The following is a 22,301-nucleotide window of genomic DNA, read 5'->3' on the forward strand; positions in this document are numbered from 1 at the left end:
CATCTTTATAGTTGTTATTTTCCTAATCCGTCTCTTACTTCCCTGATGGTAAATCATTCCAATGCCACCAAAAAAGCCTGTGCACGAATAATACCGTACAGCAGGCTTATTATGCTACCAGCCTGATAGCAACATCAGACTCTGAAATCAGAGCTTGCCTTCCAGCTCTGGTACAGCTTCAAACAGATCTGCTACCAGACCATAGTCGGCTACCTGGAAGATAGGCGCTTCTTCGTCCTTGTTGATGGCAACAATGACTTTAGAGTCTTTCATACCTGCCAGGTGCTGGATCGCACCGGAAATACCTACAGCAACATAGAGGTTGGGAGCAACAATCTTGCCGGTCTGACCGACCTGCATGTCATTAGGAACAAAGCCTGCGTCCACCGCAGCACGAGAAGCTCCTACGGCAGCACCCAGCTTGTCAGCCAGTTTGTACAGGATTTCGAAGTTTTCTCCATTACCCATACCACGACCACCGGATACTACGATTTTGGCACCACCCAGCTCAGGGCGATCAGACTTGGCCATTTCTTCACTGACAAAAGAAGAAATACCTGCATCGTGGGCAATATCCAACTGTTCAACAGCTGCACTGCCACCTGTAGCGGCGACAGGATCAAAGCCGGTACCACGAACGGTGATAACCTTCACAGGAGCACCACTCTGTACTGTTGCGATGGCGTTACCGGCATAGATAGGACGGGCAAAAGTGTCAGCATTATCTACGCGGATAATGTCAGAAATCTGATCAACATCCAGCAGAGCAGCAACACGAGGCATATAGTTTTTACCGCTGGTGCTGGCAGCACTCAGAATATGGCTATAGCCTTTGCCCAGCTCAGCAACCAGCAAACTGACATTTTCTGCCAGCTGATGCTCATAGGCGGCGTTGTCCACAACCATAACCTTGTTGATACCTTCAACGGCTGATGCTGCTTCGGCAACAGAACCACATCCGGACCCGGCGACTAATACATGAACATCATCGCCTATTTGGCGGGCAGCCGCTACAGTATTCAGAGTGGCTGCGCCCAAGGCTGCATTATCATGTTCTGCAACTACGAGAATAGCCATTAGATTACCTTCGCTTCTGTTTTCAGTTTTTCGATCAGTTCATCAACACTGCCCACACGGATACCGGCACTGCGCTCGGCGGGCGGCTCAACTTTCAGTGTGTTCAGGGAGGAAGTTACCTCAACACCCAGATCTGCAGGTGTTTTGACGTCCAGAGGTTTACGCTTGGCCTTCATGATGTTAGGGAGGGAAGCATAACGAGGCTCATTCAAGCGCAGGTCAGTCGTCACGATAGCGGGCAGTGACAGGGAAACAGTCTGCAGACCACCGTCAACTTCACGAGTGACACAGGCCTTACCATCTTCTACAGTCACTTCAGAGGCGAAAGTACCCTGAGGAAGACCAGACAGTGCCGCCAGCATCTGACCGGTTTGGTTGTTATCACTGTCGATGGACTGTTTACCCAGAATCACCAGATCTGGCTTTTCTTCATCAACAATGGCTTTCAGCAGTTTGGCAACAGACAGAGAACCGAGCTTTTCTTCGGTTTCTACCAGAATGCCGCGATCAGCACCCAGAGCCAGAGCGGTGCGTATTTGCTCCTGACTCTCTTTGGTACCGAGAGATACGACAACGATTTCACTTGCAACACCCTTTTCCTTCAGTCTCACCGCTTCTTCAACAGCAATTTCACAGAAAGGGTTGATGGCCATTTTTACGTTCGTCAGATCGACATCACTATGGTCCGCTTTTACACGAACCTTGACGTTATAGTCGATGACTCTCTTAACGGCTACAAGAATTTTCATGGGTTCGCAGCCTTCCTTATTTATACTATGACTGGATACTTGGTTGTGAGGCAGGGCATGAAATCTCCGAAAACATCGCGCGGAGCATCAATTGTTATCATTGTTTCACATCACTGCTGTGTGGGCAGTCTAACAGCACGTCAATAAGGGTTCAAACCTATGTTCAAGATTGATGATTATCAAGCAGTTTTATGAACAATTTGTCTGACCAGTGCCTTTTATTAGAGCACCCGAACATTATCGCATATTCTGCAAACTGCCTCAGAGGCATCTCATTGGCAGAAAGCCACCTGACACTCTTCTGCGTCGAACGGACTCCGACTCAGCGAATGCTGGTTATTTGCGTATGAGACAGTATAATGCAGAAAAAAATTCAAACAACTGTTTGATTTTCATGCTGGCAGATTCTTCTGACAACGGCAGCCGGAAAATTTAACCGGAAAAGTTAAAGCGTCATCAGATAAAAAATAGTGTATGAAAATCACCATATGATAACTCGGTGAGGGAGGGGATTCATTTTGGAACGCGAGTCTATGCCATTCGACGTGGTAATTGTGGGCGCTGGTCCATCCGGTTTGTCTGCAGCATGTCGTCTTATGCAACTGTCACAGGAAGCGGGTCAGGAACTCTCTGTCTGCGTCGTTGAGAAAGGATCAGAGGTAGGAGCACACATCCTGTCCGGCGCCGTATTCGAACCCACTGCTCTGAATGAACTGTTTCCTGACTGGAAAGAAAAAGGTGCGCCACTGAATACCGCTGTCGCATCCGACGATATCTACTGGTTGAGTTCTCAGGAAAAGGCTCTGAAAGTGCCGGGGGTCTTTGTACCCAAGACCATGCACAACGAAGGCAATTACATCATCAGCCTGGGTAACCTCTGCCGCTGGCTGGCCGAGCAGGCAGAAAGCATGGGTGTAGAAGTTTTCCCAGGCTTTGCTGCCAACGAAATTCTGTTCAACGAAGATGGCAGTGTTAAAGGGGTTGCTACTGGTGACATGGGCATCTCTGCCAATGGCGAGAAAAAAGACAGTTACATGCCTGGCATGGAACTGCACGCCAAATACACCCTTTTCTCAGAGGGCTGTCGTGGTCAACTGGGCAAAGAAATTATCAGCCGTTTTAATCTGGACGAAGGTAAAGACCCTCAGCATTACGGTATAGGCATCAAGGAGTTGTGGGATATAGCTCCAGAGAACCACTCTCAGGGCCTGGTAGTGCACACCGCTGGCTGGCCTCTGACTGAAAGCGGCTCAACCGGTGGTGGCTTTCTTTACCACATTGAAAACAATCAGGTCGTTCTGGGTCTCATTACCGACCTGAGTTACTCCAACCCCCACATCAGTCCGTTTGAAGAGTTCCAGCGTTATAAACAGAGCCCAACCATCAAGAAATTCCTAGAGGGAGGCAAACGGGTTTCTTACGGTGCCCGCGCCCTTGCTAAAGGTGGACCTCAGTCGCTGCCAAAAATGACCTTTGCCGGTGGCATTCTGATCGGTTGTGATGCCGGCACCATGAACGGTGCCAAAATCAAGGGCTCTCATACGGCCATGAAGTCCGGCATGTTGGCGGCTGAAGAAGTTTTCAAGTCAATCAGCACTGGTTCCGAAGGTGGTGAAGATCTCACCTCTTACGCCCGGGCTTTTGAAAACTCCTGGCTGGGTGAAGAGCTTAAGGCACAGAGAAACTTTGGACCGGCCATGCATAAGTGGGGCAATTTTGTGGGTGCCGGCTTTGCTTTTGTCGACCAGAATATTTTTGGCGGCAAGCTGCCGTTTACCCTGCATGATAAAACACCCGACTATGCAACCCTGAAACCAGCCGCTGATAGCAAGAAGATTGATTACCCAAAACCGGATGGAGTCATCAGCTTTGATCGCCTGAGTTCTGTGTTCCTGTCCAACACCAACCATGAAGAAGACCAGCCCTGCCACCTGAAACTGGCGGACGCATCGATTCCTCTGAAAGATAATCTGCCAAAATACGACGAGCCTGCTCAGCGTTACTGTCCGGCTGGTGTCTATGAAATTGTCGAAGAGGAAACGTCCGGCGAACAACGCTTCCAGATCAACAGTCAAAACTGTGTTCACTGTAAAACCTGTGACATCAAGGACCCTGCTCAGAACATTACCTGGGTAGCTCCGGAAGGTACCGGCGGCCCTAATTACCCGAACATGTAGCTCGGGTTACACAGAAAAGGAGCCATCAGGCTCCTTTTCTGTTTTATGGATGCTCAGGCAGATTTATTGCCTCCCATCCCGGATCAGTATTCAGGTTTTATACTGCCAATGGTGAAAGTTTGACCGTGACTGTTGAGGCACAACTCTACATCATCATGCTCCGTAGATTTTTCTTCTGCCATCTCAATGAGTTGATAGAAGACGTTACGATGAACCAGAGCATCCAGCTGAGCCCTGACTCTGATGTACGGTGAAGGCTCTCCCGTCGACGAATCAATATTCACCCACAAAGGATGCTCTCGATCCAGAGTCACTTTATCACCTACGTTAGTAGTGAAAGTCAGGCCATTGTCATTATTTTCAACGGAGACAGCCACAAACGGAGCATCTTCTACCTGGATTCTCACCTTCTCTACCGGGGTCACCAGATAAAAACAGTCATCCTCATCATGCCTGAGAATGTTAGAAAACAGTTTAACCATGGACTCTCTGGCTATGGGTGATCCCATGTAGAGCCAACTGCCATCCCGACAGATTTTCATGTCTATATCCCCACAAAAATCGGGATTCCATGAATGAACAGGAGGTAACCCCTGCTGTTTCAGGAGAGGCTTCATGCTCTCAGCCAGCTGTCCGGGTGATATGGATTGATCACTCATAATTCGGCCCCTCAGTCTGTTGTCATTGTTCTGGCGAAACGTCAGTACTCGAATGAAACACGGATGCAACAAAGACATTATATCGTCTTAATGAGGACGCCGTCTGATTTATCTCTGCCGGACAATCGATCGATCCAGAAAGGATAGTTCGCAAGATCGAGATTAGAAGTCACCCATGACCCTATCAGGGATATGACAAATGCTACTATTTAAGTTGAAGCACTGAAGTTATGGAGAAGTGCATAGTCGAAGAACGACAGGGAAAAACAATGCAGCTCTTCAAATCACTCGCTGGCTTACTCACCAAATGGCTCATGCAACAGCCTGAAGACAACAACCGACCTCTCTGTGATTTCGAAAGAATCCGCCATGAGCTTAAGCCCTGCGATGTAGTGCTCGTTGAAGGTAAATCTCGAGTCAGCAATGTCATCAAACAGATCACCCAGAGCCCCTGGTCCCATGCCATGCTTTATGTTGGCCGCCTGCATGATATAGAAGACGACCGTATTCGACAGACCGTTAAAGAGTCTTATGACGGCTCTCCGGATGATCAACTTATCATTGAGAGTGAGCTTGGATTTGGAACAGTCGTACACCCTTTAAGCCGCTATGAAGGTGAACACCTGAGAATTTGTCGACCCAATGGATTAAACTATTCCGACAGCCAGCAGGTCATTCACTATGCTGTCAGCCGTTTGGGTCTTGATTACAACGTGCGCCATATATTGGACCTGGCCCGCTTTTTCTTCCCTTATTCCATAATGCCCAGGCGCTGGCGTTCCACTTTATTTCAACATTCACCCGGAGATGAAACCAAAACTGTTTGCTCCAGTATGATTGCCGAGGCATTCAGTTTTATTCACTTCCCGATTTTGCCTCTAGTGAAAATGAATGGAGAAAATGGTGTTCAGCTGTTTCAGCGCAATCCCAAACTCTGCACACCCAGTGACTTTGACTACTCTCCCTATTTCCAGATCATTAAATACCCCTTTCTCGATTATACCCACCATTCGGACTACAAACTGCTTCCCTGGCATGGCCATGGCGCTCTGGAAGGTAAGGAAGGAGATCTTTATATCACCCCTGATGAGGTGAAAGAACTGCAGCAGATAGGATTAAACAGTGGCTCAGGCTCAGAGACTCTGGACAACAGAAACACTTTGAACTGACGCCTGGTGAATAAACTGAGAGGCATCAAATCATTCAAGAGTAATAAAAAAGCTGATTATTCAGAATTGATCTTATAGCTCAGTGGACGCGAGAAGAATCTGCACCATAATTACTTCTACTGATCCGGTCGACTTCCCCCTACGATCAATCAGTCTGGGCTGCTGACTTAAGTGGCCTTGATACTTGCATTGTGTACCTATGTTTCACTCCTAAAATGGTCTTAGCCCGCGTACTCTTCCCCCAGAGTCGCGGGTTTCTTTTTGCCTGAAACTCTTGTGTAGCAAGGGCTTTTTACGCCGTTGCGACCTTCCATCCGTGATGCCATTGCTGAGCCGATGGCTTTTTTGCCCGTAGAAACCATCATTCGTGACCAACAAAATACCCATTATCAAGCATTGCGTCAGGCCGACGATGCCGGCGACTCAACACCATATTATCGCCTTCATACTTAAAAGCGATTGAGCAGACTCTCAACGAAGCACTTGCCAGTGAACCCATCCATTTCAGCGACCAAGTAAACCGTCAAGTAAAAAGTCTTCTTCAGCTTCTTCTGACTGACCCTGACGAACCTTTCAAATTTCCAGTATTCCTTGGAATAGCGGTACTCGTGAAGATTTCAGGGTAATTGACTAAGGTACTATGGTTCTGATCATCCGGCCTCAGTCTGGGCAGCCCTCACCAAACCCGTGAGTCAGTTGAAAACGAAGGTTTATGGAAACGAAGGTTTATGGATGTCATGCAGGTAGCACTGCAGGTAGCAGATAAATATTACAAAAGAGACTGTATATGAAGAGTAATCCTTTGAATATCACGATAAAACTTATTCTTTATAATGGCTTCAAGAATATTGCGATTGACGTCAAGATAGTCATGCACTAGTACATTTCGAAAACCGATCATCTTCATCGCTGTGTCGTAATCCTGTCGAGTTAAAGCGTTCCGCTTCTCTAAACCATCGATTGCCGCCCGGGATTTTGTGACTTTAACTCCGAATTTTTCCTGATAAACATATCGGGATAAGCCAATCAGCGACTCAATCAGAATTTGTAATGCTCTCTGGGCAGCCAGCATGTCCCTGGCTCTCCAGCTGCCAAGATCATCATGAAGCTCATCAAGAATAAGTATCATCTCCTGCTGAACATTCTCAATTTCCTGTTCGTACGCTTTATCGTTCATAGTCTTTTTCCCAGGCAGAAATAATGGCATGCTCAAGACGGCGAACGGCCGGAACATAGCGGTCAAACAGTTTCATACCCTGAATAATATTCCATTGCAGAGGCACAGGTACCTCTCGAAGATCAACAACACTGAGTTCAAGCTCGGGGTACAGCCGCTCTAGCTCGGCTTCCATCATTTGTGGCCGGACGGCACGTTCCAGAAGATCGGTTTCATAATCTGTATAAATAACAGCAAGATCCCAGTCGCTGTCGTCCCTGGCATTCCCTTTTGCCCGTGAACCGTATAGATAGATGGCATCAATTGCACTGAAATGTCGCATTGCATCAACCAGACCATCCGGAAGCTGACATGTTGAAGGGCTCAATAGAATGTCCTGCAGATAGTGTCTAAAAAAGTATTACTAAGGGTTATCATTTCATCTGGCCAGTTATTTTTCCATAGTCATCCTGCCTCAAAATATCCATCATGAGCCAAACCTCCCAGACTGACAGCCAATGTGGCTAAAAACAAAGGTTATACCAATCGTGCTTGCTAACTGCCATGATGAGCATGGAGATTTGAGCCTTGAGACAAGGCGGCGTGAGGAGTCATAGCCTTAACTATGGCGACGATCGCCAACGCAGGATTAAGGCTCAAATCTTCAGCGCAATAGGAAGTTAGAAAGTTCGATTGGTATCCCCCATCACTTTGGGCACCCTCTGAATTTTCAGAAGTTTTATGACCCCATCAGAGGGTCTGAAACGCCATGAGTGCCATTTTCAACCCTGCCACAATAACGTCTGAACGTGTCACTTCCTTCAACACTGACTTCCAGCTCATACCAGTTGGATGCAGGCTTGATAAACTGCTCAACAGACGATTTTTCACCGGCTGCCAGAGTGACAGTCTTTTGATTACCTGGCTCGTAGGCTGAGAAGTCTACAGTTACACGCTTCTCTGTATCTGCAAGATTTTCCAGCTTGACAAGAACCGACGGCGTTTCCTTGTTAACTCCATAACATACGGAGACTTCCTGGTTATGTTCCTGCTCGCAGGTTCCCTTAAACTGACGATGAAAACCGTTAGCAGAGAGCACCCACAAGTCATACTTATTGTCGAGAGATGTCGGCCATGTAGCCCGTACGGTATCTCCGGCTCCAATGACAAAACGCTTAGGTATCTCTTCCAGATTCAGTTGATCATAGACATGAATCACCGCGCCCTGCTGTCCACTGTTGGTCATAGTCAGAACAACGGAATACTGATCAATATCGACCAAAGCGTTGACGTGCAGCTCATAAGGAAGAGCTCTTGAAGGCCGGATACCTGCATCCGCAGCGGGCGGTAGCTGGTCATCTTCAGCCGGAGGATTAATCTGTGGCAATAGTTGTTGGAAGAATCTTATGGTATCAGCCTCGGACTTAGTCATTTCCGGTAGCGATGGCAATGGCTCGTCATTAGGGTTTTCAAAATTAAACGCCGATAATAAATTACCGCAAACCGCACGGCGAAAAGGCGTAATATTCTCTTCGATCACTCCAAAACGCTTCTCCAGAAACTGTAACACCGACGTATGATCGAACACCTGTGAGTTCACCCAGCCTCCCCGGCTCCACGGAGAAACAATCAATGCCGGAACTCTTGGACCCGGACCATAAGCCTGATTTTCAGTATGATACTCTCCGGTTGTATCAACAGTACTTTCACCATGAAAAGCTCCCTCACTCAGGGAAGGCGGGCAAGGTGGAGGCATATGATCAAAGAAACCATCATTTTCATCAAAATTGATAATCAGGACTGTTTTACTCCAGGTGTCCGGGTCACTGGTTAATGCATCCAGAACTTCCTGTGTATACCAGCCTCCCTGTACCGGTGACGAAGGTCCCGGGTGCTCGGAATAAGTTGCTGGCGCAATAATCCATGACACTTGTGGCAAAGTTTTGTTTTCAATATCATTTTTAAGACTTTCCAAAAAGCCACCGTCAGCCATGGTATTGGCGACGCCTTTCAGCAAAGGGCTTATGTTGTCATCGTCTTCTGACCATTCGGGATAAGGCTTACCATTGGATTGATTGCCTTTTGATTCATTGGCTTCCCGGTACTGTCTAAAACCGGCCAGAGGGTTGTCTGTAAAATTATCAGGTAAGTTCTGATAAATCCTCCAACTGACACCCGCCTGCTCCAGACGCTCGGGATAGGTTGTCCATGTATACCCTTCACTGGACGAGCCCAGACTATCATAATCATTAAAAATGGCAGGTGGGTTAGGGTCCAGTTCGTGATGATTGATACCCGTCCAATGATACAGCCGGTTAGGGTTAGTTCCCCCATGGAATGAGCAGTAGTATTCATCACAGACAGTAAAAGCATCGGCCAGGGCAAATTGAAAAGGTAATTCAGCCTCTGTGTAGTAACCCATCGACTGATCTTCTTTATAGGTTGGCCAATCGCTCATGCGCCCGTGATCCCAGGCTTCATGGGCATCCGGAAAAGTGTGTGGCGTACCATTCACCCGCTGGGCATTACCCTGTTCCGCATCCAGATGATAGGGATAAATAAAGCGTTCATTATTTCGTTGCTTATATTTTTGCTTCCAGACATTGCCATACACCGTAGGAACAGGATGGCGATCAGCAAAACCACGAACCCCTGCCAAGGTTCCAAAATAGTGGTCAAAAGCCCGGTTTTCCTGCATCAATATAACCACATGCTCGACATCATTGATGTTGCCATGGACATTATTTGCCGGAATGGATAAAGCCTTCACAATTGAAGGTGGAAGCAACCCTGATGCTGTCACTCCAGTTAAACCGATACCTGACGCTTTTAAAAATTTACGACGACTCAACGCTTTTTTCATAATTAGCTGATTGCCTTTACTATTTATTCAACTGGGCAGTGGTATTCACTGGTATTATTGTCACCATTGGCGGTTTCTGTTTCATCGTCACAGCCACTCAGCAATAGTGAAAAAACAATCAGTGGTATAAAACTCAGAACTCTCACAAGGACTCCCGTTTGTTATGGGTTATTTTGCGAGCACAGGGTATGTAAGAAATAAGACACAGTGATGTTACAAGGGTGTCAGTTTCATGATGAATTGGTGACAGCTGTTGGTCCTTCCTTTAATGCCTTTAGCTTGTGATTGCCCTTTATTTTTTATTTTCCGATCAAGGTTGTCTGCAGAACCATTTTGAGCGTCTATAGTTACCGTTTGTTATAAACAAGCAGGTATTTCTGGTGCGACAAACTGTTATTTTTCTGATTGTTATGACAACGGTTCGAGCGGTTATGGCGCAGGCACCGGCAGATTTGTTCCCTGAGTATCTGTGGATCGTTGACCATGATTACCACGCTACTGCTAATTACAGGAATGCAGGTTACCTCAGCTACGTGAAGTCATTTAAAGGTAAAGCCAAGCAAAATTTCTTCTTATCATCGCTGAATATTCTTGTTCATCCGCCCGAAATCAAAGGTACTACCTCTGTTGTCTCTGTTGGCCTGCCCGGTACCTCGGTTACTTACCGATTTGATGCTGTTCCAATGGTATGGTTTCCCCCTGAGTCTCTGGAAAAAGCCTCGTTCAGCTGGTCTGCAGATGGACAGTCTCTTTTTGTCAAACGAACAGTATCGGAGCGTACATCGGACAAACCTATTATCAGGATTGAATTTGAATATTCAGGCTGTCTCAGCAGCGTCTTCACTAAAGATGTTTTGAAGCATCTGTTTACAAGGTATAACAGTATCAACCCTGAACTCTTCAATTTTGTTGCCTTTCCGGCTACTGGTCAAACGCTTGGTGAAAGGCGCGCTGGTAAAAGAGCTGCTATATTCGTCGGTGACTTTAGGGAAGAGGCAGTCTCTGGCTGTTCTGCAGCCGCTGTATCTCAACACGCGTCTGATGGCGTTGACCCATTGCATTCAGATTACAAGCCTGACCACTCAGACAAACTGTCGCCTTTGGATAATACCCCAAAAGTAAAAAATTCCTCTTCGGAACAGAAGCACGAACTGCCAAAAAAAACACACTCCGCTTTCTCCAATTGAGAAGAAGCATAACATGCAGGGCATCGAAAAATTTGAGATAGGAAAATATTGCCGTACATCTATTCCAACAAAGTATTAAAGAATTCAGGAACCAATTCAGTAGCAGGACCGCTTAGACTTCGATCAAACCGGGAGGCGTTGGAGCCGGGCTCAAGATTCAACTCTACAGTTTCGGCACCCGCAGCTTTGGCTTCTTCAAAAAAGCCAGCAGCCGGATAAACATTACCTGAAGTTCCGATGGATACAAAAAGATCACACTGCGACAAAGCTTTGTAGATACGATCCATCTCCAGGGGCATTTCACCAAACCAGACGATATGAGGCCGCAAATTGCCCGCCATTTGACAACAGGGGCAGAGTGTTTCGGTAGTCAGATCCTCATACCACTCGAAAACCTGCTCTGTATCCTGACAACTCGCTTTATAAAGCTCACCATGCATGTGAATCAGGTTCTGACTGCCCGCCCGGGAATGCAGATCATCCACGTTTTGGGTTACCAGCAGAAACTCACCATCAAAAGACTTTTCAAAGTCTGAAAGAGCCTTATGAGCAGCATTACAAACCACTTCACTCAGTCGTTGTCGCCTGTCATTATAGAAAGCCTGCACCAGGGCCGGATTGCGATAATAACCTTCCGGCGTGGCGACATCTTCAATCGAATGGTTTTCCCAAAGGCCATCACTGCCCCTGAAGGTTCGAATACCCGACTCGGCAGAAATACCGGCACCAGTCAGAACTACAATGGATGGATAATTGAGCATGAGCCTTTGATCTGTAGTAAGTTGCATTTTATTTTGCCAGAAGCCTGAACAACTATTGCCTTCAGACTTCTGACCTGAACGGTATTACCGAGTGTATACCGAGGTATATGTATACGTTTTCTTGCTTTTTGCGGGAACTTTGACTTTGATGGTGTCAGTCTGCTCCAGAGTACCGCCTTTCACATCTTCCAACTTAATCAGAGAATGATCGCGATCTGTCATCATCAAGGTCACCTCTTCATCACTGTCATTGAATACGACGGCCTGCCAGCGACTGATCAGCTCCTTCTCGCGCTGCTGACTGTCAACACGCTTTCTCTCAACCCTCACAGTCAGAGCTTCGCCCATAGCAAGATGGGCATAATCCCCTTTGGTGGTCTGGGGAATCATGGCATTACCACTGATAATCACAGTGCCGTCGCCGGTAGACTCAAGAATTCTCACCTCACCCGCAGGAAGATCGCGCCCTGCCTTAAAGCGATAATTCAGTCTGGGTCTTTGCAGATCTGAACCTCTGCCCGAATATGAACGTCCATTGACATCCAGCTGATAGTAATGATCGAGTGCTATCTGATCTTCCTTGTAGAGCGTCATCTGTTGCCAGGAGAACGGGGTCAGTTTCGTTTGATCCTTCGGCAAGGGTATGACCATGACTTCACCCACCCGCTGATTTTCCTGACCGGGCATGGGACTGGCAGCATTCGCCCTCACCATTTTATGGGCATAGCCCACGTTGGGTCGCCCCATATCACCGGCCACCAGCTTGATATCTGCGTTGTTGTAATCGGTTTCTGTGTTGTTGTTTAACAGCGCCGTCAGCTCAATACGAGCCTTTCCATCATCATCAAGAGTCATTCGATAATGGCTTGAATAGCGAATGGAAGGCGTGATGTAAGAAAGACGTAACTGGTCGGTACCTTCCAGATCCGGGAAGCGTGCTATCAGACGAGTCTGATAGTCTTTTTCCAGAAAAACCTGTTCGCGCGAAGCCAGCCTGATACCCTGCGGATCGTTCCAGTCCACCAGGTATTGTCGACCATTACTGCCCTGGACCAGACCCATTCCACTGTCATAGGAGAGCAACACACCCTGTACCGGAACGTTCAGCCCTCCCCCTACGAGTTCAACCGACTTGCCGACCAACCTGTTGTATAGATGATCCCGGTCCAGCCCACCTCTGTGCCAAGTGAGGCTATCGGGCACCAGACCTTGTTTGTCTTTGATGTATTCCAGCTCAAGGCTGTCATCTTCCCAGTCATCGGCCATGCCTTCGACGACCAGGCTCCCATCCGATCCGGGAAGCACTTTGAACTGCTGACGAACCAGGGTTTTGTCCGGGTAAAGCGTTAAATGAGTACTGTTGGCGTGACTGACTTCCACTCTTCCTGCCTGTTCATCTTCATCTGCCGTTACCATACTGGCAGCCATGCCAGTAAGAACAATAGAGCTAATCAGTATTCCGGTCAGTTTGAGTCTGGTTCTCATTATGACTTTCTCCCTTTAATGAGATACTGAGGACTGATTGAGTCTACCTTTATACATAACTCAATGACCAGCCCGGATAATGATGTAAAGCTTTTGAAGAACATGCCCGTAAAATAGACCATAAATCAACTGAACGTTTGCTCGGGTATGACTCAATAATATCATCCAGTGCAGCCGAATAACGGGATACATTAACTCTTCTTATGTCCCGGGCTGGAAAGGTGGTGCCCCCACTTCATCAGGCTTCCAAGATCAAAAAGACCAGAAAGGATTATCTACTTCCAGATTCACCGGGTGGCCGAAACCGGGTACCTTAATGGATTGGTCGGTGTACTCCAGATCGTCTTCTCCAAGAACCCCTTCACCAAATAGATAAATAGGCTCCGCCTGGCCAGACAGCTGTGCAGACTCATACTCTTCCTGACGGCGGAACGTAGTTTCGTAGCACTGCTGCCAGGATGAAAGTGCCTGCTCGCCGTGTCTGGCTTTTAACATCTCACGGGTTATATCAGGACTCAGAACCAGTGCCGTAGCGTTGTTGCCCCCAAAACCTTTGGCATTGATCAGCGACATGGCCATCTGTGATGGGTCCATCTGTTTGTGATTCATACTGATATCAAGGTGTGAATGATGAACGTCTTCAGCAATGCCGGAAATGGTTCTGATTCCGGGAATAATGCCCTGATGCCAGACACCCAGTGTCGACATTAGCTGATCACCGGCAGCCGCACCAATAGAGTGACCCAGATAGCTCTTAACTGCAGTGACAGGCCAGTTATTCATACCAAAATGACGAGCCGTTTCATTGAGGATGCGGGATTCAGTCACCCGGTTCTGTGGGGTACCGGTACCGTGAGCCTGAACAAAACTTCTCTGTCGCAGAGCGTCCTCTCCCAGAATGGCCCTGCCGAGAGCGGCAGCCCTGGCAAGGGTCAGATAGTTGCCGGCACCGGGCGCTGAAATGGATTTCTTATAGCCGTCTGCGTTCACAAAAACATCAGCCACCGCCCCGAGAATTTCAGCACCGGTCTCCAGCGCCAGTCCATCATCCATCAAGACAAAGTATTGAGAAGACTCGGCAATGGTAAAACCGGCACTCTCTGCAAAAGGACGACAGGCATTACGCCAATCGGGGTTGGTAAGATCGTCAAGACCATCAAGCTTCCTCAAAGCATCATCCGTAGCCAGAGCTCCCATGGTGCTATAGCCATCCATGATTTCAGGAATGACCGGTGCCTCACTGTTGCCAACAATCACCACACGGCGCTTGCCGGAACGAATGTCGTTTACTGCCAGCTGCAGGTTATAAAGCAAGGTCGCACAGGCTCCCATTGAAGTGCCGGTATTACCCAGTGAACCCAGGATATAAGCATTGATAAAGTCAGCAGACATTTCAGCAAAGCCCAGTGGACATTGCTTGGAACTAACTCTCTTACCCATCAGGCGGGCTTTCAGCATACCGCCATAGCCGTTATAGTCGAGCTGGCTCATGGCACTGCCAGAATAGACAGCAATCTGTTCGGGAGACAAATTCTCTTTTAAGAGCTGCCACTCCAAACCTGAGGATTGCAAGGCATCTGACGCACCATAAACCGTCATAGCCAGTGAGCGGGGATGATGTCTCGACTGATAGAGCGCAGCAGGATCAAAACCGCTGGGTAACTGACCAGCAGCATTGACCGAACCAGCCCTTGTTGAAGGCAACATCAGGGTTTGCAGACCAGAAAAACAAACTCTGACATTTCGACCATCATTCAGTGCTTCCACCTGCCAGTTTTCCGGCAATGGCTTGGGCAACCTGCACTTGGGCAGAATCAGCTCGGACCCCTTGTCGGCTTTGAGGGGCTGGTGATAATAGAGAGCGTTATTATCAAACAGATTGGTTTCCAGCTGCCTGATCAAAGTACCTGAAAGAATGGTGTCTGCCGGAGTGTCTTTATCCAACCCCCTGAGTCGTGCGATAGCAGACAATGTTTTCTGCTGTTGCTGAGCACCCAATTGATCAAATATCAGGCGATGATAGCCATGAAACCCTGAACTTCGTCCCGCCGGGCTGATGCCTCCCTGCGCGACAATGACCGGCAATCTGCTCACGGTAACAACTCCATTTAGAGAAAAGATATAGCGGTAGTTTAATAGGACATTCATCAACTCATCTGTACATTTACGCCAATATACCTGATTATTACGCCATACCATCGAATTCACAGGCCGGTGCATTGGTACAGAAAACGCTTTCACTGAATAGAGTTCTGATTCCCCTTGTGGATCATATGCTGTCTACCAGCATCAGTTTACCCCTTGAAATGATCCAGGCAGGAGTCACCTATAGTCGACTGAGACATCAGTATCCAGACGTCGAAGTCTGTTTCTGTGCTGAGCAACTTAACCCGATCATCAGCATGAGCAGAATTCCTCTGACACCGGAAGTGACCTTTCCTGAAACAGGTCCCGGAGACCTTGTCATTGTGCCCGGCCTTTGGCGCAATCCCCTACCCGTGGTCAAACAATCCAGAGCAATGGTGAAATGGCTAAGGTATCAGCATCAGCAGGGCGCTACCTTCTGCGTAGCAGCAACCGGGGTCACATTTATGGCCGAAACAGGTTTATTGAATCACCAGCCCGCAGCGACTCACTGGTATTTTCTTGAACGATTAAAGCGACACTATCCCAAGGTTGATTTTAAACCCCACCACCTGATTACCCGCTCGGGCAGAATATTCTGTGCCGGAAGTGTCAACTCGGTTGCCGATCTTATGGTTCACCTTATTAAGCTGAGCATGGGAGAACAAATTGCCCATAAGGTCGAGCAGCAGTTCTCCCACGAAATTCGTCGACCTATGGATCAGATGCTGTTCGCCGAAGATCACACAACCGCTCATAACGATGAAATCATCGTCCGGCTTCAGGAATGGATAAGGCAGCATTATTGTGAAGCTATTGAGATGGAAAACCTGGTAGCAGCTTCAGGCTTGACACGAAGAACGCTGCACAGAAGATTCAAGGAAGCAACGGGCTTCTCCCCCACCGCTTATATTCAGCGAATGAGATTGACACTGGCCTCGGATCTCCTGAAAAGTACCGACCTTTCAATCAGGGAAGCAGCCTACCAGGCCGGATACACAGACCCTGACTATTTCAGCCGACTGTTTCAGAAACACTTCCAGCTCACGCCAAGCGACTTTAAGCGCAGTGTTCGGGACAAACTTTTCTATCTTGAGAGCTCTTGATACATTTCGTATCAATATACCGACTGATCTATACCGCCTGCGCCTTTTCCACCCTGCCGGTTTTGGATAAGCTTTACTCGACTGTTATGGCACAGTGAACCGAGTGCCGTCTCTTATCGTTAACCGGAGCCAAAGATGATTATCAAGCCAAGGATTCGCGGATTTATCTGCACAACGACCCACCCTGTCGGGTGTGAGCAGAACGTTAAAGAGCAGATCGCTTATACCAGGGCTCAGGGTGAAGTGGCCGGGGGTCCCAAGCGGGTCCTGGTTATTGGTGCTTCCAGTGGTTACGGCCTTGCCTCTCGAATTACTGCGGCTTTTGGTTCAGGCGCGGCCACTATCGGTGTTTTCTTTGAAAAGCCTGCGACCGAAAAAAAACCCGGTACGGCAGGTTGGTACAATTCTGCCGCTTTCGAAAAGCTGGCCCATGAAGCAGGTCTCTATGCAAAAAGCCTGAACGGAGATGCATTCAGTCACGAAGCCAAAACCAAAACAATCGAACTGATCAAGGAAGATCTGGGCCAGATCGATCTGGTAGTTTATTCCCTGGCTTCTCCCGTCCGTAAACTGCCTGACAGTGGTGAAGTGATCCGTTCCGTACTCAAGCCTATGGGACAGCCTTATAAGGCGACTGCCGTCGACACCAACAAAGATCAACTGTTTGAAGCCTCTGTTGAGCCTGCGACCGAAGAAGAAGTAGCAGCAACGGTGACGGTAATGGGGGGTGAAGACTGGGAACTCTGGATAAAAGCTCTTTCAGAAGCCGATGTCCTGGCAGAAGGCTGTAAAACTGTGGCCTATAGCTATATTGGTACCGAACTTACCTGGCCTATTTACTGGGAAGGTGCATTGGGTCAAGCCAAAAAGGATCTCGACCGTGCCGCCCACGCCATTGATAAACAACTCAAGAGCCTGAATGGTTCAGCCAACATCGCAGTACTGAAGAGCGTCGTTACCCAGGCCAGCTCCGCCATTCCGGTAATGCCTCTCTATATCGCCATGGTCTTCAAAAAGATGCGCGAAGAAGGTGTTCATGAAGGCTGCATCGAGCAGATCAACCGAATGTTCCGTGATCGCCTTCACAGAGAAGACGGCCAGGCTCCGGCAGTGGACGACACCAATCGCCTGCGCCTGGATGACTGGGAGCTGAGAGATGATATTCAATCACACTGTCAGGCACTCTGGCCAGCACTGACCAACGAAAACCTGGCCGAGCTGACTGATTACGTTGAATACAAGGAAGAGTTCCTGAAACTCTTTGGTTTTGGTGTTGAAGGCGTTGATTATGAGGCGGATGTTAATCCATTAGTGCCTTTTGACGTGATTGATATCTGATCGACCGATCCGGGAGGGCTTGAAAGCCCTCTTTTATCAATTCCCAAGCTCGTTGAAATACGACAGCCAACCAATCCTACCTATTTTTTTAAATCTGAATTTAATGCGTTTAAACGAAAGCCATGGTTCAGAAAAGGAGTATTATGCAATGGATATATTGACTGATCTCAAGGCTATTCTGCACTCAAAAAGAGCCAATATCTATTATCTGGAAAAATGCCGGATCATGCAGAAAGATGGCCGGGTGCTGTATCTCACCGAAGCAAAAAATAACAACCACTACTGGAATATTCCCATTGCCAACACCACTTGCCTGCTATTGGGCAACGGAACCTCTATTACTCAGGCCGCTGCTCGTATGCTGGCTTCTGCCGGTGTGTTAATTGGTTTTTGTGGTGGCGGTGGAACGCCCCTGTTGATGGCCAATGAGGTGGAATGGTTAACGCCACAAAGTGAATATCGCCCCACAGAATACATGCAGGGCTGGATGCAGTTCTGGTTTGATGACCAGAAAAGATTACAAGCAGCCAAACAAATGCAGCTCGCCAGAATTCAGTTTATGAAAACAATTTGGAGCAAAGACCGAGACCTCAAAAATGAAGGCTTTCTCATTGATAGCATAAAGCCTGACCTTGAGACTACTGAGAGCACAATCAACAAGGTATTAACAGTCAATGATTTACTACAGGCAGAGGCACGGCTGACCAAGACGCTTTATAAGTTTGCAGCACGGCAAACCGGTTATGGTTCATTTACTCGTGAACGCAGCGCAGAAGATCAGGCCAATACATTTTTGAATCATGGTAATTATCTGGCTTACGGACTGGCAGCAACCACGCTTTGGGTATTAGGCATCCCCCACGGTTTTGCAGTGATGCACGGCAAAACCCGCCGGGGAGCCCTGGTATTCGACGTAGCTGATCTCATCAAGGATACACTGGTTCTTCCCTGGTCGTTTATCTGTGCAAAGGAAGACGCCACAGAGCAAGAGTTCCGGCAACAGTGCTTGCAGGCATTTACTGATCATAAGGCCCTGGATTTTATGTTTGATCAGGTAAAAGCCATAGCCCTGAAAGATGACTGGGAGTAAGCAGCCATGATGGTCACCTTTGTCTCCCAGTGTGAAAAAAATGCTCTGAAAAAAACACGACGGGTTCTGGATGCTTTTGCAGACCGAATTGGCGACAACACCTGGCAAACCATTATTACTCAGGAAGGATTAAACGCCGTTAAAAAACTGCTGCGCAAAACAGCGACTAAGAGTACTGCCGTCAGTTGCCACTGGATTCGGTCTCGGTCGCGTAGTGAGTTGGTTTGGGTGGTAGGGCAAAAGGAAAAGTTTAACTCTCAAGGTATCGTACCAGTCAATATTACTGAATCTCCTACAAGCCAGTACGCTGACCAGCACTACTGGTCAACGATCAATACTATCTCTTGTGCAGCCCAGATTGCCGGATTGTTCCATGATTTCGGCAAAGCCAATACTCTCTTTCAGGATAAAATCAATCCAGATAAAAAAACGCCCATCGCTGAACCTTATCGCCATGAATGGATTTCGCTCCGGCTTTTTCAGACCTTCGTTGCGGATAAGACTGACCGTCAATGGCTTGTAGAGCTAAGCGAAATCGACCTTGATAGTATTGGTCAATGCTTCAGGGATGGAATTGATAAAGCTTTTGGTGAACATCCACTGTTAAGCTTGCCTTCGTTTGCCCAGTTGGTTGCCTGGATTATTGTATCCCACCATCGCTTACCCTTAGCACCGGCATGGCAGAATAACTTCACAGCACCAGCATTGGATAAGATTAAGGACTGGTTAGATAGTGCATTTTATGCTCGCTGGAATTCGTATCAGTGCGAAGATTATGACCAAAAGAGTCGCATTGAAGAGAACTGGACATTCGCCGAGAAGGCATTGCCCTACCACAGCTTCAAATGGCGTTGTCGAGCATCGGATATTGCGACAAACACCCTGAAGCACTTTCCCCAATGGTATAACGAACAAGCAGATTACCTTCACAACAACCTATTTACCAGCCATCTGGCCCGGCTCTGTATGATGTTGGCAGATCGCTATTACTCACAGCAAGAAATAACAACCGAATGGCAGAGTCAGAATTACCGTGTTTATGCCAACACCTACGGCAAAGAAGATCATCGCAAAGGCTTCAAGCAAAAGCTCGATGAGCATTTGATTGGAGTTGCTCACCACAGTCGTAAAATCACCAAAGCCCTGATTAGCTTGAATCACAGTTTACCGAATCTTCAAGATATTTCCGCTCTTACAGATAAGGTCAAAAAAGAGTTCAAAGGAAAATTCGGCTGGCAGGATGGTGCCGTCAAACTGGCCAAAAAACTTGCCAAAGAAACGGTTATCAATGGTTTTTTCGGCGTCAATATGGCATCGACCGGTTATGGAAAAACCATCAGCAATGCCAAAATTATGTATGCACTGGGGCAGGAAACCGGTCGCACTCGCTTCAGTGTTGCGCTCGGTTTGCGCACGCTGACTTTGCAAACAGGCCAGTCTTTCAAAACAGAACTTGGCCTGAATGATGAAAATTTAGCCATTGCTGTTGGTGGTACTGCTATCACACAGCTTTTTGATTATTCCAATCAAAAGAGTGCCGAAAAGGAAAATGGAACCGGCAGCGAGTCAGCGGATGAGGCTCTTGATAAAGAGGCTTATGTCCATTACACCGGAGATACCAGTCACAGCCTGAGTGAATGGACAGAAAAAGATAAACGGATTGATAAACTACTTTATGCACCTGCACTGGTATGTACCATTGACCATCTAATCTCAGCCACCGAAGGCACACGAGGAGGCCGACAAACGGCGGCCATGCTACGGCTTCTTACGTCTGACCTGATACTGGATGAACCAGACGACTTTAGCCAGGGCGATTTACCTGCACTTTGTCGTCTTGTTCACTGGGCAGGTATGCTCGGCAGCCGGGTTCTGCTTTCAACGGCAACCCTGCCTCCGGCGCTGGCTTACGCATTGTTTGAATCCTACCGAAACGGATGGAAACAGTATGCCATGGCGAATATCCCTGCCTGGAAGGGTGAAATTTGTTGTGGCTGGTTTGATGAATTCGCGACATCTGATAATGAGCATTGCCTGATCAGCAGCTTAGAGGATTATAAAGCAAAGCATAATCGCTTCATCAAACCCCGCGTTAAACGTTTAGCTGCTCACTCTGCCCCCGGCAAAACTCACAAACAATGGGGTGATATTGCACTGATTGATTCTGGCTCAGCAACCAGCCCATCTGACGCATTAGCCGCTTCTGTTTACACGCAAATGACTCATCTACATCGGCATCACTGCGTCACTAAAGACAACCAAAGTCTTTCTATTGGCCTGGTGAGAATGGCCAATATTGATCCGCTGGTACGTGTTGCCAAAAAGCTGTTTGCGATGGATGCACCTGCCACTTATACGGCGGGCGATACCTGTGTTCATCTATGCGTCTATCACAGCCGCTACCCACTGGCGATTCGTAATTTTATTGAACAGCACCTTGATGCAATATTGAATCGGAAAAATCCCGACGCAATTTGGGCTCCAGGCAGTTCTGTCTGTCGTGTTATGGAGCGACATAGCCAACATCACCATATTTTCGTGGTGCTGGCATCGCCGGTTGCAGAAGTTGGGCGAGACCACGATTACGATTGGGCCATTGTTGAACCCAGTTCCATGCGCTCCATCATTCAATTAGCAGGGCGGGTTTTACGACATCGGAAGATTTATCCCAAATCCCCTAATGTCATACTGTTGGACCAGAACTACAAGGCACTGGGAAATAAGGAAGTATGTTTTGAACGCCCCGGCTTCGAGACCAGGAAGATGCAACTGGCCTCAACGCACTTGAGCAAGCTGTTAGATGCTTGCCAATACCAGTCAATCAATGCCATCCCCAGAATTACGTTACCCGATAGAAAAGACAACAATCGCGACCAGGATGGTAAATACACCAATCTGAATGGCCTTGAACATAAAGCATTGGCCTGGCAGCTATTTTCCGGAGAAAAGAGAGCGAAGTTCTGGTGGGATAGCGAACAGCTCATAAAACCCTACTGGTGCGGCGAAGTTCAGCGCCAGCAAAGGTTCCGTCAGTCTCAAAAAGATGAGGCCTATTACTTGTGGCTTGATGATTACCATAGTACCTCCTATTGGCGCTGGTATAATGAAGCAGCCAAGCCACCAAAGTTTGGAGATAACCTGGGCATCGAAACGGCAACACCGGTCATATTGGGTCAAGGTATGCACTTCTGGTTCGATCAGACGCCAGAAGCCATATATCAAACACTGGCCAGCGATCTGGGCATGGACTTGCCGCAAGTTAGCTGGAATTTCGGGGAGCTACGCGCTCCAGAGATGCAAGAAAATATGCATGATTATGATTATCATCATCAATTAGGGCTTTACCGGCGGGAATAAGAG

18 protein-coding genes are annotated in these 22,301 nt (G+C 47.8%); 8 read left to right on the forward strand and 10 right to left on the reverse strand.

The features are described 5' to 3' along the window. Positions 1-147: 147 nt before the first annotated feature. Positions 148-1,077, reverse strand: coding sequence for an electron transfer flavoprotein subunit alpha/FixB family protein (locus ACO6VG_RS19630; protein ID WP_422133869.1), 930 nt, complete (start codon positions 1,075-1,077; stop codon positions 148-150). Further along, entirely contained in the window at positions 1,077-1,826 is a 750-nt protein-coding gene (locus ACO6VG_RS19635) for an electron transfer flavoprotein subunit beta/FixA family protein (protein ID WP_422133870.1), read from the reverse strand. The genes ACO6VG_RS19630 and ACO6VG_RS19635 overlap by 1 nt, the downstream gene beginning before the upstream one ends. 518 nt (positions 1,827-2,344) lie before the next feature. On the opposite strand from ACO6VG_RS19635, the gene ACO6VG_RS19640 reads away from it, so the two are divergent. After that, a complete protein-coding gene (locus tag ACO6VG_RS19640; protein WP_422475245.1) occupies positions 2,345-4,003 on the forward strand; it encodes an electron transfer flavoprotein-ubiquinone oxidoreductase in 1,659 nt (552 codons plus the stop codon). Between the two features lie 83 nt (positions 4,004-4,086). On the opposite strand, the gene ACO6VG_RS19645 is transcribed toward ACO6VG_RS19640, so the two are convergent. Beyond that, positions 4,087-4,662, reverse strand: a complete 576-nt coding sequence (locus ACO6VG_RS19645; protein ID WP_422133872.1) for a DUF1285 domain-containing protein — start codon at positions 4,660-4,662, stop codon at positions 4,087-4,089. A gap of 269 nt (positions 4,663-4,931) precedes the next feature. Between ACO6VG_RS19645 and ACO6VG_RS19650 the strand changes: the two genes are divergently transcribed. Continuing rightward, positions 4,932-5,831 (forward strand): hypothetical protein, encoded by a 900-nt coding sequence (locus ACO6VG_RS19650; RefSeq protein ID WP_422138048.1) that lies wholly within the window; start codon positions 4,932-4,934, stop codon positions 5,829-5,831. Between the two features lie 300 nt (positions 5,832-6,131). Next, a complete protein-coding gene (locus ACO6VG_RS19655) occupies positions 6,132-6,284 on the forward strand; it encodes a hypothetical protein (protein WP_422133874.1) in 153 nt (50 codons plus the stop codon). Between the two features lie 316 nt (positions 6,285-6,600). Here ACO6VG_RS19655 and hepT read toward each other — a convergent pair whose 3' ends face one another. From hepT to ACO6VG_RS19675, 4 genes are all read right to left on the reverse strand, one after another. Next, a complete protein-coding gene (gene hepT, locus ACO6VG_RS19660) occupies positions 6,601-7,008 on the reverse strand; it encodes a type VII toxin-antitoxin system HepT family RNase toxin (RefSeq protein WP_422138049.1) in 408 nt (135 codons plus the stop codon). Beyond that, on the reverse strand, positions 6,998-7,375 hold the full coding sequence (gene mntA, locus ACO6VG_RS19665; protein ID WP_422133876.1) for a type VII toxin-antitoxin system MntA family adenylyltransferase antitoxin: 378 nt from the start codon (positions 7,373-7,375) through the stop codon (positions 6,998-7,000). The genes hepT and mntA overlap by 11 nt, the downstream gene beginning before the upstream one ends. A gap of 351 nt (positions 7,376-7,726) precedes the next feature. Next, positions 7,727-9,850, reverse strand: coding sequence for a phosphocholine-specific phospholipase C (locus tag ACO6VG_RS19670; protein WP_422133877.1), 2,124 nt, complete (start codon positions 9,848-9,850; stop codon positions 7,727-7,729). A 23-nt stretch (positions 9,851-9,873) separates the two neighbouring features. Further along, a complete protein-coding gene (locus tag ACO6VG_RS19675) occupies positions 9,874-9,996 on the reverse strand; it encodes a hypothetical protein (RefSeq protein WP_422133878.1) in 123 nt (40 codons plus the stop codon). 234 nt (positions 9,997-10,230) lie between these two features. On the opposite strand from ACO6VG_RS19675, the gene ACO6VG_RS19680 reads away from it, so the two are divergent. Next, positions 10,231-11,037 carry a hypothetical protein gene (locus ACO6VG_RS19680; RefSeq protein ID WP_422475247.1) on the forward strand — a complete coding sequence of 269 codons (807 nt, stop codon included), beginning with the start codon at positions 10,231-10,233 and terminating at the stop codon, positions 11,035-11,037. 59 nt (positions 11,038-11,096) lie between these two features. Here ACO6VG_RS19680 and cobB read toward each other — a convergent pair whose 3' ends face one another. The 3 genes from cobB to ACO6VG_RS19695 form a co-directional block, all read right to left on the reverse strand. Next, the gene (cobB, locus tag ACO6VG_RS19685; protein ID WP_422133880.1) at positions 11,097-11,825 is read right to left on the reverse strand and encodes a Sir2 family NAD+-dependent deacetylase; all 729 of its coding nucleotides are present in this window, start codon (positions 11,823-11,825) and stop codon (positions 11,097-11,099) included. 57 nt (positions 11,826-11,882) lie between these two features. After that, the gene (locus ACO6VG_RS19690; RefSeq protein ID WP_422138052.1) at positions 11,883-13,283 is read right to left on the reverse strand and encodes a DUF4139 domain-containing protein; all 1,401 of its coding nucleotides are present in this window, start codon (positions 13,281-13,283) and stop codon (positions 11,883-11,885) included. A gap of 252 nt (positions 13,284-13,535) precedes the next feature. Then, positions 13,536-15,377, reverse strand: coding sequence for a beta-ketoacyl synthase (locus ACO6VG_RS19695; protein ID WP_422138053.1), 1,842 nt, complete (start codon positions 15,375-15,377; stop codon positions 13,536-13,538). Positions 15,378-15,556: 179 nt separating this feature from the next. Here ACO6VG_RS19695 and ACO6VG_RS19700 point away from each other — a divergent pair, with 179 nt between their 5' ends. From ACO6VG_RS19700 to cas3f, 4 genes are all read left to right on the forward strand, one after another. After that, positions 15,557-16,513: a GlxA family transcriptional regulator gene (locus ACO6VG_RS19700; RefSeq protein ID WP_422138054.1), complete on the forward strand. Its 957-nt coding sequence runs from the start codon at positions 15,557-15,559 to the stop codon at positions 16,511-16,513. A gap of 135 nt (positions 16,514-16,648) precedes the next feature. Further along, the gene (fabV, locus tag ACO6VG_RS19705; RefSeq protein ID WP_422138055.1) at positions 16,649-17,851 is read left to right on the forward strand and encodes an enoyl-ACP reductase FabV; all 1,203 of its coding nucleotides are present in this window, start codon (positions 16,649-16,651) and stop codon (positions 17,849-17,851) included. Between the two features lie 148 nt (positions 17,852-17,999). Then, positions 18,000-18,941 carry a type I-F CRISPR-associated endonuclease Cas1f gene (gene cas1f / locus ACO6VG_RS19710; protein ID WP_422138056.1) on the forward strand — a complete coding sequence of 314 codons (942 nt, stop codon included), beginning with the start codon at positions 18,000-18,002 and terminating at the stop codon, positions 18,939-18,941. A gap of 6 nt (positions 18,942-18,947) precedes the next feature. Then, positions 18,948-22,298, forward strand: a complete 3,351-nt coding sequence (gene cas3f, locus ACO6VG_RS19715) for a type I-F CRISPR-associated helicase Cas3f (protein WP_422138057.1) — start codon at positions 18,948-18,950, stop codon at positions 22,296-22,298. Positions 22,299-22,301 lie beyond the last annotated feature (3 nt).

The sequence above is a fragment of the Endozoicomonas sp. ALB032 genome, assembly GCF_049310125.1.
GTDB lineage: Bacteria > Pseudomonadota > Gammaproteobacteria > Pseudomonadales > Endozoicomonadaceae > Endozoicomonas_A.